Below are 14,832 nucleotides of genomic sequence, written 5' to 3'. Positions count from 1 at the left end.
AAGGATCGTATGAAACTGTTCGTAATCACAACTCCTTTCTTTTTTGAAGGGGAAAGCCGGATAATAACCCATTTGTTCAGGGAGGGAATGCAGCGCTTGCATCTGCGCAAACCCCAGAGTGACATCGACAGGTTTCGTCTCTTACTGGACGCTATCCCTGTCGAATATCATTCACGGATTGTATTGCACGAACATTTTGAACTCACAGCCGGATACCGGTTGGCCGGCATCCATTTGAACAGCCGGAATAATACCCTGCCGGAAGGTTTTGCCGGAAGCATAAGCCGTTCGTGCCATTCCTTGCAGGAAGTGCAGGATAACAAACAGTTGGATTATGTATTTCTGAGCCCCATCTTTCAAAGTATATCCAAAGAAGGATACGGAAACGGCTTTCCGATGGAGACATTACGGGAGGCGGCAGCTTCGGGCATAATCAACGAAAAGGTAATTGCCCTGGGCGGAATAGAAGAAAAGAACATTCCGCTGATTGCTTCCTTACATTTCGGTGGAGCTGCCATTCTGGGAGCTTTATGGGGCAAGGACCCTTCTGTAACAAACGAAACATCTATAATAAAACGATACAAACAACTGAATATATGGCAATAGAATATCATTTGCGCAAGCACGAAGATAAAGGACAATTTATTCCACTAGGCAGTGGTGAACGCCTGATGTTTATAACCCACGGCACTTCTAAATACACGGAACGGGAAGAAGTCAAAATGGTTCTTGACGGCGGTTGTTCATGGGTACAGCTACGGATGAAAGGAAACATGAATATCTTTGCAGCCAGGGAAATCGGGCAACTAATCAATGAGCATACAAACAAATGTATCTATTGTATAAACGATAATGCACGGATTGCTTTGAGATGCGGGGCGAATGCTGTTCACCTGGGGAAAGAAGATATATCAGTCTCCGCCGCATGGGAAATGGCAAAAGAGCAGTTATTTCCGGACGAAGCCTTCTATATCGGTGCCACTGCCAATACCTTTGAGGATATCGAGCGTGCTGTCGGACAAGGAGCTTCCTATATCGGCCTTGGGCCATTCCGTTATACGGAAACGAAAAAGAAACTCAGTCCCGTTCTCGGTCTGGAAGGATACAGAAAAATAGTGCAGCAATGTAAGGAGGCTGGCTATAAAATTCCGATATTTGCAATCGGAGGAATCTGCCTGGAAGACGTCGCCCCGTTAATGGAGACCGGAATTACCGGAATAGCCGTATCGGGAGCCATCATCCATGCAGAAGACCCCGTAGAAGAGACCCGTCGTTTTATTAATGAGATAAATAAATATTAAACATACTGTAATGGCAAGCAAGAAAAACATGCGTATTACCTATCCCGCATCGGAAAAGATATATATCCCGGGCGAAATCAACAAGATAAAAGTGGGTATGCGTAAAATCAAACTTCTGGATACCGTCACTATCGACGAAAACGGAGAGCAAGTTTTTAAGAAAAACAATCCGGTGATTGTTTATGACACAAGCGGTCCTTTTTCAGACCCTAAAATAAATATAGATATAAATGCCGGTATTCCCCGTATCCGCGAAGAATGGTGTTCGAAACGTAAGGATATCGAACAACTGAGCGAGTTGTCTTCCGAGTATGGCCGTGCCCGTCTGGAAGATAAAAGTCTGGATGAGATACGTTTTCCGAAACGTCACCTTCCCTACCGGGCCAAAGAAGGTAAGAATATCACCCAGATGTATTATGCCAAACGGCGTATCATCACTCCGGAAATGGAATATGTGGCCATACGTGAAAACCAGCAAATCGAAGCATTGGGACTGAAATCTTATATCACTCCCGACTTTGTCCGTAAAGAAATTGCTGCCGGACGTGCCATCATACCGTCCAACATCAACCATCCGGAAGCGGAACCGATGATTATCGGTAAGAAGTTTTTGGTGAAAATAAATACCAATATCGGTAATTCGGCATTGTCTTCCGGTATCAGTGAAGAGATTGAAAAAGCGGTGTGGAGTTGTAAATGGGGTGGCGATACCCTGATGGACCTTTCGACGGGTGACAATATTCACGAGACACGTGAATGGATTATCCGCAACTGTCCGGTTCCGATGGGAACAGTTCCTATTTACCAGGCTTTGGAGAAAGTGAACGGAAATGTAGAAGATCTGAACTGGGAAGTATATCGCGATACATTGATTGAACAGGCTGAACAGGGTGTGGACTATTTCACCATTCATGCCGGACTATTGAAAAAACATATCGATTTGACAGCGACCCGCTTATCAGGTATTGTTTCGCGTGGTGGTTCCATTATGGCTAAATGGATGCAGCTGCATAATGAAGAGAACTTCCTGTATACCCATTTTGCAGAAATATGCGATATCCTGAGCAGATATGACGTTGCTGTGTCTATCGGCGACGGTCTTCGTCCCGGTTCCATCTATGATGCCAACGATGCAGCGCAGTTTGCCGAATTGCATGCGATGGGCGTATTGACAAAGATTGCCTGGGAGAAATTCGTTCAGGTTATTATCGAAGGTCCGGGCCATGTCCCGATGAACAAGATTCATGAGAATATGAAAGAACAGCAATATGCCTGCCACGGTGCTCCGTTTTATACATTAGGCCCGTTGACAACGGATATCGCCCCGGGATACGACCATATCACATCGGCTATCGGTGCCGCGCAAATTGCCTGGTATGGCACAGCTATGATTTGCTATGTAACACCGAAAGAACACCTGGGATTGCCAAACAAAGAAGATGTACGCAACGGAGTGGTTGCTTATAAGATAGCTGCCCATGCCGCCGACCTGGCAAAAGGCCATCCCGGAGCACAGGTCCGTGACAACGCATTAAGTAAGGCTCGTTTTGATTTCCGTTGGAAAGACCAGTTCAACCTGTCACTCGACCCGGAACGGGCTTTGCAATATTATAAGGAAAGCGCTGTTACCGACGGGGAATATTGTACGATGTGCGGTCCGAACTTCTGCGCCATGCGTTTAAGCAAAGACCTGCATAAAGAATGTAAAGAATAAAACTGTTATAGGGCGGCTGTCAGGGCCGTCCCTATTAACCTTTCAGCCAAAGCATATCCTTCATTATATAACGCTTCCAGCTTTTCCAGATTATTTTCTGTCCGCGTCACCTCTATTTTGTTTTCAGGACGAATCACGAATGCTTTACCTTCGGCTTCCAGTTGGTCGATATAATCGAGTACTTCATTATAACGTTTATACCTCAGTTTGAGCTGTTCCCGTATGGCCGGATATTTTTTATAAATGAATCCCGGCAGATAAAAGTTCTTATCCTTTTTACGGTATCCTTTATTTCTTGTGAGGATTATCACATTTTTCCGGAAACCGTCATCAATAGCTCTTCGGATAGGAATAGCATCACAAACTCCGCCATCGACCATCGGGACGCCGTCCACATAGGCAACCGGACAAAGAACCGGCAATGTGCAAGAGGCACAACAAATGTCTACCAGCCTGTTTTTATCTTTCTTCTCTTCGAAATATTCCGCCTTCCCGGTCAGGCAGTTGCTGGTAACCATCACGAAACGTTCTTTCGATTTAAAATAAGTATCGTAATCCAACGGATAGTATTTATCAGGATAGACATAGAATAAATATTCCATATCGATATATCCCTTGCCGCGCAGAAAATGGCGGAGACCGATATAATTATACTTTTTCAATAAATCTATATTGCCGAAACGCGAACGTCCTCTCTGCCGGGACGCATAGGATATGCCGTTACTGGCTCCTGCCGATACCCCTATCGTATAAGGGAACCAGAGATTGTGGTCCATAAAACAGTCCAATACTCCGACCGTAAAAGTGGCACGCATCCCTCCGCCTTCCAATACAAGTCCTGTCTGATTATCTATTATCATAATTATTAAATTTAAAAAGCCATTGCCTGGCTCACACCGGACAATGGCCACAAAAATATAATAAATCAGCGATAAAAAAATAGTCTGTTTACAGAATAACTTCGTTCACTAGAGGACGGTTTTGACGGAAATCTTCGATGTTCTGCAAGGTCGTTTCCGCAATATTATGCATTGCCTCCTTGGTAAAGAAGGCCTGATGAGAGGTGACAATTACATTATTGAAAGACAATAGACGCGCCAGCACATCGTCGTCAATAATTTTGTCAGATTTATCCTCATAGAAGTAACCCCCTTCCTCTTCGTACACATCCAATCCGGCTGCCGAAATCTTCTTTTCTTTCAGTCCTTCAATCAGGGCATTCGTATGAATCAACTGCCCACGGCCGGTATTGATAATCATTACGCCGTCTTTCATTTTAGCGATTGAATCATCGTTAATGATATAACGGGTCTGCTCCGTCAGCGGGCAGTGAAGCGAGATAATGTTTGAATTTTTGTATAATTCATCCAGCGTCGTATAAGTAATTCCTTCCTCTTCCGCGAATTTATAATCCGGATAAACATCGTAAGCAAGAATATGCATACCCAGTCCCTTTAATATCCGTATCAATATCTTGGCAATCTTTCCGGTACCGATAATACCGACGGTCTTTCCGTGCATGTCGAATCCCATCAAGCCATTCAGCGAGAAATTGCCGTCACGTGTCCGCCAATAAGCACGATGGATTTTCCTGTTTAACGAAAGCATCAGAGCCAGGGAATATTCGGCTACGGCGTAAGGAGAATAAGCCGGCACACGGACAACCGGAAGTTTACCTTTAGCCGCTTCCAGGTCTACATTATTAAAACCGGCACACCGTAAAGCCAACAGTTTGACCCCGTTATCGGCCATCGCATCTATAACAGCCGCATCGGCCGTATCATTCACAAAGATGCAGACAGCATCGGCATCCTGCGTCAGGACAACGTTGTTCGGATTAAGGTGACCCTTAAAATACTTGATATCGTAATTATACTTTTCATTTACTTTATCGAAAGAAGCTATATCGTATGGTTTAGCTCCAAAAAATGCAATCTTGTATGACATATTATTTGTTTTTTATTAAAACAGATTAAACATATCGAATGTTGAGAAAAAGCATTACTTTTACCCCGTTTTAAACGAAAAGAAATTATGCATCAACCTGTTAGGAAAAGAATTGCAACAGGTGTCATTCTTTTAACTGTTCTGGTACTACTTTTGTTTTCCGCACGGAATCTGTTCGTACGGAAATATATAGACCGTAAACTGGATAAGATAGAGGAAGCACGCCGGTTATCCATCCATTATGACGATATACATATGCTCGGCCTGAGCGGTATACAAATCGATGGAGTATCTGTAATCCCGCTGGAGGCAGATACTTTCCTGCAAAGCCGTTCTTTCCGGATTAAACTGGAACTTTCCGAACTTTTCCTTTTTAAGATATCGGTAAAAAGCATTGAGGCGGAGGGTTTGAATGTCTCTTTCATAAAGAATAACAATACTTCAAATTTTGAATTTCTGTATCATGGAGCAACAGCTCCGGAAGCTCCTGTTCAATCCGGGGCTGAACGGAATTTTGCACAGAGAACAGGCAAAATATTTGGCCTGCTCTTCAAACTGCTTCCCGATAACGCTACTTTACGAAACCTGAGCGTCTCTTATCAGAATAAAGGAGACGAACTTCTTATTGAGATTCCTTCCCTGATAATAAAAGACAATAATTTCACCACCGGAATACGAAGTACGGAAAACGGTATCCAAAGCGAATGGATTTGCGAAGGTTCATTACAGGACAAAGAGAAGAAAATAGAGGCACGGCTGCATGCCCGGGAGAATACAAAGATTACCCTCCCCTTCCTGAATTACCGCTGGGGAGCACAGATACAGTTTGACACGCTGTCTTTCAAACTGGAGCAGATACAGAAAAAGAGTGACCTGCATACCGTCCGGGGACAGGCACATATCAGCGGCCTGACACTTCATCAACAACGTATCTCTCCCGATACGGTTCTACTGGACCAGGCCACGCTCGACTGCCTGGTGAATATCGGAAAGAATTATCTGGAGCTGGACAGCGCTTCTCTAATCAACTTCAACCGGCTGGATTTCCATCCCTATCTGAAGACTGAGAAAAATCATGACTGGCATATTATAGCTTCCGTAAATAAACAGGATTTTCCTGCCAATGATTTGTTCGCTTCCTTACCCCGAGGTCTGTTCTACAACCTGGAAGGATTGAGAGCTGACGGTACTTTGTCGTATCATTTCCTATTAGACATGGATTTAGCCCTGTTGGACAGCCTGCAACTGGAGTCATCGCTTACTGCCCGTAACTTCCGGATTGTCCAATACGGAAACATCGACCTGAGGAAGATGAATGAGCCGTTTGAATATACGGCTTATGAAAACGGAGAGCTAGTCCGTACATTTGAGATTGGCGAAAGCAATCCCTCTTTCCGTCCTTTCCAGGCTGTATCCCGTTATCTGCCTTTAGCTATTATGCAGAGCGAAGATGCCGGTTTCTTTCATCACAACGGATTTATTCCGAGCGCGATACGTGAATCCCTGATTCTCGACCTGAAAGAACGGCGTTTTGCCCGTGGCGGAAGTACGCTAAGTATGCAACTGGTGAAAAACGTTTTTCTGAGCCGCAATAAGACGATTGCCCGTAAGCTGGAAGAGATGCTGATTGTCTGGTTGATAGAAAGTAACCGTCTTACCACAAAAGAACGTATGTTTGAAGTCTATTTGAATATCGTTGAATGGGGACCGCTTATCTATGGTGCCGCCGAAGCCTCGCATTTCTACTTTGCCAAAGAACCTTCGGCTTTGACTTTGGGAGAATGTATCTTCCTTGCCAGCATAATCCCCAAACCGAAACATGTCCGGTATTGCTTTGACGGATTACAGTTAAAACCATATTATACTGAATTTTATAACGTAATTATAAATCGTCTCATCGACCGCGGGCTAATAACTCCCGAAGAAGCGGAAGGAGTACGTCCCGAAGACCTGAAAATAACCGGGCCGGCTAAATATTACTTAGCCGGCCCGGATGATATTATTCGTTAGAACTTTGTTTTTCTTTTTCCCGTTTCTTTTCTTCCTGCTTGCGATCTCTTATATCTACCCACTTGACAAAAGATAGCACAGTTATAACCATAACTAAAGCGATCATATATACATAGATATTCATAACTAGACCTCCTTCTTTTTTGAATTATCAATCAATACAAATCCCATCATTATTAAAAAGAATGAGAAAAATACTCCCAAACTATAAATAACCCATCTATTAATGGGTTCATTCACGATACCACTGAGAATAATTCCTCCAAAAATCAATTTAGCCATATCAAGGAGAAACTCTCCTGCTTTTTCTTTTACATTCATAGTTACAAAGTTTTTAGTTGTTAAACATTGCGTCAAAGATAAAGATTCTTTTCCAATAAACAAATGAGAGGAGAACTATTATTATCCAAAGTCTATGACAACATTTGTCCCTTTATTTAGTTCCGAATCAATCGTAACTTTAGCCCCATAGGTCGTCAGTATGCGCAATGACAAACTAAGTCCGATACCATGTCCGGAAAACTCTCGGGTATTGGAGGCACGGTAGAAAGGCTGGTAGACACGCTCCAATTCTTCCATCGGAATGCCAATTCCTGTATCTTTTATTTCGAGGACCGACCCCATCAAACGCATCTCGACCGGTTCTTCCCCTGAATATTTACAGGCATTATTCAGTATATTGCTGATGGCTATCTTTAATAAATGAGGGTTTGCCGTCAGGCAGAAGGCAAAAGTATCTGTCGTGAACTTGATACGGTTACCGACAAACTGCATCAGGAAATCGGCCAGCATAATAGTCTCGGTCGCATTTTTAAGTATCTCTTTATCCCCGTGCGACAGGAAAAGTAAATGCTTCATCAGCTGTATGATGCGCTTGTTTTCCGAAGCAATGCGTTTTAATGCGGACTGGTATTCTGCCGGAGTACGTTCTTTCAGCAAACTAATCTCACACTCTCCCTGTATGGCTGTAAGCGGATTGTTCAGTTCATGTGAGGCATTACTGATAAACGCCTTCTCACTTTGATAAGCAGCGTCAATACGGTCGACCATACGGATTGCATAGAGCTTTCCGACAAAATAAATCAGTACCGCACTTATAACAATCAAAGCCAGCAGCAACCAACCGATACGCTGCTGGATATCCCCGCCATACTGGTTGTTGGAGATAACAAGGACAATAAAATTACCCTCGTTATCCGGATAATAAAGTGCTGCTCCGACCTTTTCCTTTTCATGGAAAGTGATTACCTCGCCCCTATATAACCGTTCAATCTCTTTTTCCGTCATATAACGGACCAACGTTACATGCGTCTCCGCCACACTGTCCGCATTCAGTAATATCTCGGTGGCTACGGGCAAAGTCTCTTCATACCGTTTTTGTATCCGGGCATAACTTTCTTCGTCCACTTCATCCTTCTCCCAATGCTTTTCGGCTGTTGCATAGGCCTTTTCCGTCAAATAAGAATAATAGAGGCGGCTGATATAGTTTGTCGCAATAAAGTAAAAGGCAATCGTGACAAGGGTAATGATACCCACCGTCATCGCCGTATAGAAGAAGGCTATCTTATTCCCTGTTTTCATGCTTCCATCATATAACCGATACCGACAACGGTACGAATCAGTTTATGGTCGAAGTCCTTGTCTATCTTACTGCGAAGGTAATTCACATAGACATCGACTACATTTGTATTAGTATCGAAATCCTTATCCCATACATGCTTCAAAAGGGTGAGGCGATTCAAGGCCGTACCCTGGTTCAGTATGAAATATTCCAGCAAGCGGTATTCTTTGACCGTAAGGTCTATCGGCGTACCATTACGAAACGCCCGGTGGCTGGTCGGGTCGAGACTCAGGTCGCCACAGCGCAAGGAAGCCGTGGCAATCTCCGCTCCAATCCGCCGCAAAAGAGCTTTGATACGTGCTTCCAGTTCCTGAAAACTAAAAGGTTTGACCAGGTAATCGTCTGCACCGGCATCGAGGCCGTTAACGATATCGTCTGTCGTACCCAACGCCGTCAACATAACCACAGGCGACTGGTATCCGTACAACTGGCGGTATTGACGGCACAATTGCAACCCGTTCATTCGGGGCATAATTATATCCAGTATCAAAAGCTGGAAGTTCTCTTTCTGCAACAACTCCCAACCCGCCATACCGTCATAAGCCACGCTTACTTCATGACCAAACTCCTGCAACCCCCTCTCTATGAAAGAGGCGATATTCACTTCATCTTCTACCAATAATATCTTAGCCATCTGATTTGCCATTTATATCGTTCAGATTACAAATATACGATTTACAATCTACGCTGTAATAGCTTTCCATCTTTATCATACAGCATCTGGCTGTAAAAGGCTTCCACCATAAGCGGGAAGACAAAGAGCGTGAAGAAAGTAGCCCCTATCAGTCCGCCGATGATGACGATGGCTAACGGACGTTGGCTTTCCGAGCCGATACCGTGGCTGAGGGCGGCAGGCATCAGTCCGATAGCTGCCATCGAGGCCGTCATGAGCACGGAGCGGACACGGTCTTTCACACTTTGTTTTACAGCCAGCGGCAAAGGTGTACGGTTTTTCAAATTACCTTTTATATCGGAAATCATGATAACCCCGTTCTGGATACAGATACCAAATAGCGCGATAAAACCGATACCTGCCGAAATCGAAAAGTTGAAACGGGTAAGCAGAAGGGCGACAATCCCTCCCACCGCCGCATAAGGTACATTCAACAGCACTAATCCGGCATCGCGGGCATTGCCGAACAGCACGAACAGGATGACGAAGATGATGGCAATACTCACCGGAACCACCTGTGCCAGTCGTTTCGTAGCACGCTGCTGGTTCTCAAAATCCCCCGTCCATTTCAGGGTATAGCCTTCCGGTAGCTTCACCTGCCGGTCGACTTTTTGCTGCGCTTCGGCTACTGCCGTACCCATATCGCGGCCACGGACGGAGAATTTAACGGCACAGAAACGGGTATGGTTATCGCGATAGATAATCAGCGGGCCGGTTATCGTATGGATATCAGCCAACTCCTTAATAGGCACCATCGTCCCGTCGCGGGCCGGAACCAATATCTTTCCTATCTCGTCCTCACTGCGGCGGAAGGCTGATTCGTAGCGCACCATGATATTGAACTTCCGTTCGTCTTCGTAAAGCAACGAGGCGCTCTTACCCCCTATCGCCATCTCGATAATGGACTGCACATCTTCTTTTGCCACTCCGTAACGGGCCAGGCGCGATTCGTCGAGTTCGATACGCAGTTCCGGTTGTCCGATATTACGTATGACTCCCAGGTCTTCGATGCCTTCGACGGTTTCCAGGACTTTAAAGACTTCGACGGCTTTCTTTTCCGACTCGTACAAGTCTTTACCGAACACTTTTACAGCAATCGAACCTTTCACGCCACTGGCAGCTTCTTCCACATTATCGGTGATAGGTTGGGAGAAGTTGAAGTCTACGCCCGGATAGATAGCGAGGTCGTCTTCCATCTTCTCAATCAATCCCGCCTTAGTCAATTTGCTGGTCCACTCCTTTTCAGGATAAATGTCTACATGAAACTCGATATTGTAGAAGCCTGTCGCATCCGTTCCGTCGTTGGGACGGCCCGTTTGTGAAAGCACCTGCCGCACTTCCGGATACGACGCCAGTTCGCGACGCATCCGGTTTGCCAGCTTAACGGACTCATCCAGGGAAATACTCTGCGGCAACGTGGCACGGATATAAATAGAACCTTCGTTCAGCTGCGGAAGAAACTCAGTCCCCAGCAAAGTAAAACACCACAAACCAACGGCAGCCACCAGCGAAGCGATACCGATAGTTGTCTTCTTATGTGCATGGCAACGGTCAAATATAGAAACGGATACCCGGTTTATCCACACCAGAAACGGATTATGCCTTTCACGCACGTTCCTTTTCAACAGCATCGAAGAAAGCACCGGGACTAATGTCAACGTAAATATCAAAGCCCCCAGCAAGGCAAAACCGAGCGTATATGCCAGCGGACTGAACATCTTCCCTTCCACCTTCTGAAAAGCGAATATCGGAACCAGTGCCGTAATAATGATTAGCTTGGAGAAGAACACCGCCTTCGCCCTGTCTTTGGCTGTTTGGCGAATCAGTCCCATCTTACTCATCACATTGAAGGCAGGCATTCCCACCTCACGCGCTTTCCGGTCGAGAGCCACAAACAACCCTTCCACCATTACGACCGCCCCGTCGATAATGATACCGAAGTCGATTGCTCCCATCGAAAGCAGGTTTGCACTCATTCCCATCGCCCGGAGACAGATAAAAGCGAAGAGCAGCGCCAACGGGATAATAATGGATACAATCACCGTTGTACGCCAGTCTGCCATAAAAATCAACACAATGAAAGTTACCAGTAAAATACCTTCGGCCAGGTTATGTGTCACCGTCCGCACCGCCAGGTCCACCAGGTCCTCGCGATCGTAGAATGACACAATCCGCACATCTTCCGGCAACGCATTTTCCTGTATGTCCGCTATCTTTTCTTTCAGGGCGGCAATCACTTCGCCCGGATTCTCTCCTTTCCGCATGACGACAATCCCCTGCACGACATCGTCTTCTTCCATGCGTCCCACCTGTCCCAACCGGGGCAGGCTCGATTCGTGAACGTTTGCCAGATGTTTCACCAGGATAGGTGTGCCGTTAATGTTCTTGACTACGATATTCTCAATCTCCTTCGTATCGTTAATCAGTCCGATGCCGCGTACCACATAAGCCTGCGAACTTTTGGTAATCACGTCGCCCCCTACATTAATATTACTCTTTGCAATCGCGTCGAACAGTTCCAGAGACGTCACGTTATAGTTGATTAGCTGGTTCGGGTTAACACTCACTTCAAACGTTTTCACCTCGCCACCGAAGCTGACGATATCCGCCACTCCCGGTACCGCCCGCAGCTTACGCTCGATTACCCAGTCCTGAAACGTCTTCAGTTCGCGCACTGTCCGTTTATCACTCCGCAGCGTATAACGGAAAATCTCCCCTGTCGGTCCGTACTGAGGCTGTACCTCCGGCGTGACACCCTCCGGCAGGTCGGCATCATTCAACAGGTTATATACTTGCTGGCGGGCATAGAAGTCATCCACGTCATCGTCGAACATCACATTGATGACCGAAAGGCCGAACAGCGTCGTGCTGCGGATATCTGTCTTCTTCTGCACCGGATTCATCGCTATTTCGATGGGAATAGTGATAAACTTCTCTATCTCTTCCGCACTGCGTCCCGGCCATTGGGTAATGATTGTCACCTTCGTGTTTGTCACATCAGGAAAGGCGTCGACAGGCGTATGGATAAAGCTCACCGCTCCCGCTATCACGGCTATGGCGGTACAGAAGAAGATAAAGAACTTATTCTTCAGCGAGAAAGCTATTATGTTATCTATAAATGTATGCATCGTTCCTCGTTTACTTTAAAGCGTTATAAACCAAAAGAGCATTCCGGTCGATAATCCGGTCGCCCTCTTTCAGCCCGGTTTCCAGGAAACAGTACTTATCGGTCTGTTTGAATACCGTCACTTCACGGGGCTGCAACACATTGTCGCTGCCTATCCCCACAACAAAATGACGACCGTTCTCGAATATGACGGCACGGGCCTCCACACGGGGCATCACCTTCCCATCTGCATCAGTCTGCACATAGACATTGGTGAACATGCCCGGTTTCAGCAGATAATCTTCATTCTTCAACTTGACCCGTATGCTCATTGTCTTGCTCTCGCTATCGAGCATATTATAGACCTTGTCAACCGTTCCGGTAAACTCCCTGTCCCGGTAAGCCAGTGTTGTTATGCGGACTGCCGCCCCTTCGCCAACCCTGCTGATATCGCTCTCGTAAACATCGGCCATTACCCAGACGTTATCCAATCCCGAAATCGTGAACAACTCCTCCGTCTGGTCTGAACGTATCTGCATATTGCGGCTTACATTCTTTCCGATAACGAAACCGGAGACAGGCGATTGTATCTCGTAAGTAGAATTACCCGTAATATGGTAGATGGCATACACTTCGTCAATCCGCTTCTGTTCGGCCCGGACATTTACCGCTTCCTGCTCTGCCTGAAGGACATCACGTTCGGAAGCCATTCCGCTGTTGAACATATCCCGTGTAGCTTCCAGATTGCGGTCGGCAAGTATAATCTGCTGCCTCGCCTCCTTACGCTGCTTCTCGTAATCAGCCACTTCGCTGCTATGGATAATGGCAAGTATATCTCCTTTCTTTACATAGTCGCCCATCTCGACATTCACCTCTGTGATATTTCCTCCGAAGATGGGATAGACACGTGCCAGTTGTTCCGGATTGAAACCGACACGCCCATTCAACAGCAACTCATTACTCAAGGGCATCTCGTGCACGGTCTCGACCGAAACCACTTTCTGCAAACTGTCGGTCAACATCAAAGGTGCCGGTGCTTCCTCCTGCCCGCCTGTTTTGCTGCCGCACCCTACCAGTAACGGCAGCAACAGCGTCCATACAATACAATTCTTTTTCATTCTATTTCTCATATCCTTATATTCAATATTCATTAGTCATTAATAGCTGAACACGTCGCTGCCCGTCACGGTATTGACTTCCTCCATGGCGAGGAACACATCTTTCTCCGTCTGGTAAAGTTGCAGGCAGGTTTCTTTATACGCCTGGTAATAGTCGATAAACTCCAGCAGGCTGATATTACGTTTTTGGTAGTTGCTGTTTACCCCCTCGATGATAGTCCCGAAGTCGCGTTCCAGTTCAAAGTTGGAAGAACGATACAGTTTGACCGCCTTCTCCAGTCGTGCATAGCTGGTAAAAAGTTCCGTTTCCGCCTGCCGGCGGGCAAGTTCTTCCCGATTCGTGTTTTGCAGTACAGTAAGGCGGGCAGATTTGATATTCCCCTGATTGCGGTTGAAGACAGGAACCGAGATGCTCAGTCCTACGGCAAAGTAATTATCACAGAAGTTACCTGCCCTGTCGTAAGACCCTTTCAGGCTTACTTCGGGAAAGGCCAGCGACTTTTGCAAGCTTACATTGGCACGTGACACCTGTATATTCGTTCGCGCCATCTTCATATCCGGTCGTCCGGCAAGCCGTTCCGCCAGTTCCGCAAAAGAAACTGCCCCGGTATCCATCTGTTTCAGTACCGACGCATCGAAGACCGGCTCAAACGCCTTGTCTGTCTCCAACCCCAGCAGCAATCGCATATCCCCTTGCAAGGCGATAAGCCGGTTCAAAGCCTCATTCCTCTCCTGTTGCAGAGAAAGCAAAAGTGCCTGTATCCTCGACTTTTCAAGTAGGGAGATATTTCCTTTCTCATTCTGCTCCTTCATCACTTCCAGGAGTCGTTCCAGGTAATCTATCTCCTTGTCATAGACCGAGAGTGATTTTCGGGTATAATAAATCTCAATGAATTTGCTGTTCAACTCGCTGCGCAACGTGCGCAACACCTCTTCAAACTGGTAGACCGCCATCTCCTTGTTTAGCTTCTCCACCCGCACCCGCTTGTTGCGTTGTCCTGCAATATAGATTAGCTGTTCAATCTCTACCACGGCTTCGCCTTCCTTCCCGACGTCAAAATACTTCCCGTTCAGACGGTTGTAGACATTCTGTTCCAGCGAAATGACCGGGTTTTCAAACAGTCTGGCTTGGATAACTCCAGCCTCAGCTATGTCGATATTATAACGCTCCGCAATCAGTTCGAGATTGCAGGCAGCGAAACGCTGCCCGGCTTCCTGTAAAGTAAGTTTGACGGATTGGCCCTCTGCCTTGGTAATGTTGCAGAATGCCGGTAAGACAAGTAATAAAAGAATGAATCGTTTACCCATGTGCATCTCTTTTTTGAGCGCAAAGGTATAAGGC

The 14,832-nt window shown here is 46.2% G+C and carries 12 protein-coding genes; 4 read left to right on the top strand and 8 right to left on the bottom strand.

The genetic code is table 11. From position 1 onward, the window contains the following. Nucleotides 1-9 precede the first annotated feature (9 nt). The 3 genes from NBH14_RS09740 to thiC are packed head-to-tail and all read left to right on the top strand — an operon-like array spanning nt 10 to nt 3,015. A complete protein-coding gene (locus NBH14_RS09740; protein WP_186959312.1) occupies nt 10-606 on the top strand; it encodes a thiamine phosphate synthase in 597 nt (198 codons plus the stop codon). Next, a complete protein-coding gene (locus NBH14_RS09735; protein WP_186959313.1) occupies nt 597-1,301 on the top strand; it encodes a thiamine phosphate synthase in 705 nt (234 codons plus the stop codon). Before NBH14_RS09740 ends, NBH14_RS09735 begins: the two co-directional genes overlap by 10 nt. A gap of 10 nt (nt 1,302-1,311) precedes the next feature. Beyond that, nucleotides 1,312-3,015 carry a phosphomethylpyrimidine synthase ThiC gene (thiC, locus tag NBH14_RS09730; protein WP_186959314.1) on the top strand — a complete coding sequence of 568 codons (1,704 nt, stop codon included), beginning with the start codon at nt 1,312-1,314 and terminating at the stop codon, nt 3,013-3,015. Between the two features lie 5 nt (nt 3,016-3,020). On the opposite strand, the gene NBH14_RS09725 is transcribed toward thiC, so the two are convergent. Further along, complete coding sequence (locus NBH14_RS09725; protein ID WP_186959315.1) at nt 3,021-3,875, bottom strand: patatin-like phospholipase family protein; 855 nt, start codon at nt 3,873-3,875, stop codon at nt 3,021-3,023. A gap of 88 nt (nt 3,876-3,963) precedes the next feature. After that, on the bottom strand, nt 3,964-4,962 hold the full coding sequence (locus NBH14_RS09720; protein WP_186959316.1) for a 2-hydroxyacid dehydrogenase: 999 nt from the start codon (nt 4,960-4,962) through the stop codon (nt 3,964-3,966). An 87-nt stretch (nt 4,963-5,049) separates the two neighbouring features. Here NBH14_RS09720 and NBH14_RS09715 point away from each other — a divergent pair, with 87 nt between their 5' ends. Further along, nucleotides 5,050-6,972 (top strand): transglycosylase domain-containing protein, encoded by a 1,923-nt coding sequence (locus NBH14_RS09715; protein WP_186959317.1) that lies wholly within the window; start codon nt 5,050-5,052, stop codon nt 6,970-6,972. A gap of 126 nt (nt 6,973-7,098) precedes the next feature. On the opposite strand, the gene NBH14_RS09710 is transcribed toward NBH14_RS09715, so the two are convergent. The 6 genes from NBH14_RS09710 to NBH14_RS09685 all read right to left on the bottom strand — a co-directional run bounded on the left by NBH14_RS09710 (nt 7,099) and on the right by NBH14_RS09685 (nt 14,798). Next, nucleotides 7,099-7,293 (bottom strand): DUF6722 family protein, encoded by a 195-nt coding sequence (locus NBH14_RS09710; RefSeq protein ID WP_186959318.1) that lies wholly within the window; start codon nt 7,291-7,293, stop codon nt 7,099-7,101. 81 nt (nt 7,294-7,374) lie between these two features. Then, complete coding sequence (locus NBH14_RS09705) at nt 7,375-8,553, bottom strand: sensor histidine kinase (protein WP_186959319.1); 1,179 nt, start codon at nt 8,551-8,553, stop codon at nt 7,375-7,377. Further along, nucleotides 8,550-9,227, bottom strand: a complete 678-nt coding sequence (locus NBH14_RS09700) for a response regulator transcription factor (protein ID WP_186959320.1) — start codon at nt 9,225-9,227, stop codon at nt 8,550-8,552. The genes NBH14_RS09705 and NBH14_RS09700 overlap by 4 nt, the downstream gene beginning before the upstream one ends. 41 nt (nt 9,228-9,268) lie before the next feature. Further along, nucleotides 9,269-12,394: an efflux RND transporter permease subunit gene (locus NBH14_RS09695; protein ID WP_186959321.1), complete on the bottom strand. Its 3,126-nt coding sequence runs from the start codon at nt 12,392-12,394 to the stop codon at nt 9,269-9,271. Between the two features lie 10 nt (nt 12,395-12,404). After that, a complete protein-coding gene (locus NBH14_RS09690) occupies nt 12,405-13,490 on the bottom strand; it encodes an efflux RND transporter periplasmic adaptor subunit (RefSeq protein WP_250817372.1) in 1,086 nt (361 codons plus the stop codon). A 39-nt stretch (nt 13,491-13,529) separates the two neighbouring features. Continuing rightward, on the bottom strand, nt 13,530-14,798 hold the full coding sequence (locus tag NBH14_RS09685) for a TolC family protein (protein ID WP_186959323.1): 1,269 nt from the start codon (nt 14,796-14,798) through the stop codon (nt 13,530-13,532). Nucleotides 14,799-14,832 lie beyond the last annotated feature (34 nt).

Origin of the sequence: Parabacteroides caecihominis (assembly GCF_023656785.1) — a bacterium.
Lineage (GTDB): Bacteria > Bacteroidota > Bacteroidia > Bacteroidales > Tannerellaceae > Parabacteroides > Parabacteroides segnis.
Note: the sequence above shows the minus strand (reverse complement) of the source record. Positions and strands in the feature narration are given on the sequence as shown.

Bases quoted from the DNA above. Each gene is read 5' to 3' on its own strand.
- NBH14_RS09740 (WP_186959312.1), top strand. From the start codon at position 10: ATGAAACTGTTCGTAATCACAACTCCTTTCTTTTTTGAAGGGGAAAGC.
- NBH14_RS09735 (WP_186959313.1), top strand. From the start codon at position 597: ATGGCAATAGAATATCATTTGCGCAAGCACGAAGATAAAGGACAATTT.
- thiC (WP_186959314.1), top strand. From the start codon at position 1,312: ATGGCAAGCAAGAAAAACATGCGTATTACCTATCCCGCATCGGAAAAG.
- NBH14_RS09725 (WP_186959315.1), bottom strand. From the start codon at position 3,875: ATGATAATAGATAATCAGACAGGACTTGTATTGGAAGGCGGAGGGATG.
- NBH14_RS09720 (WP_186959316.1), bottom strand. From the start codon at position 4,962: ATGTCATACAAGATTGCATTTTTTGGAGCTAAACCATACGATATAGCT.
- NBH14_RS09715 (WP_186959317.1), top strand. From the start codon at position 5,050: ATGCATCAACCTGTTAGGAAAAGAATTGCAACAGGTGTCATTCTTTTA.
- NBH14_RS09710 (WP_186959318.1), bottom strand. From the start codon at position 7,293: ATGAATGTAAAAGAAAAAGCAGGAGAGTTTCTCCTTGATATGGCTAAA.
- NBH14_RS09705 (WP_186959319.1), bottom strand. From the start codon at position 8,553: ATGAAAACAGGGAATAAGATAGCCTTCTTCTATACGGCGATGACGGTG.
- NBH14_RS09700 (WP_186959320.1), bottom strand. From the start codon at position 9,227: ATGGCTAAGATATTATTGGTAGAAGATGAAGTGAATATCGCCTCTTTC.
- NBH14_RS09695 (WP_186959321.1), bottom strand. From the start codon at position 12,394: ATGCATACATTTATAGATAACATAATAGCTTTCTCGCTGAAGAATAAG.
- NBH14_RS09690 (WP_250817372.1), bottom strand. From the start codon at position 13,490: ATGAAAAAGAATTGTATTGTATGGACGCTGTTGCTGCCGTTACTGGTA.
- NBH14_RS09685 (WP_186959323.1), bottom strand. From the start codon at position 14,798: ATGGGTAAACGATTCATTCTTTTATTACTTGTCTTACCGGCATTCTGC.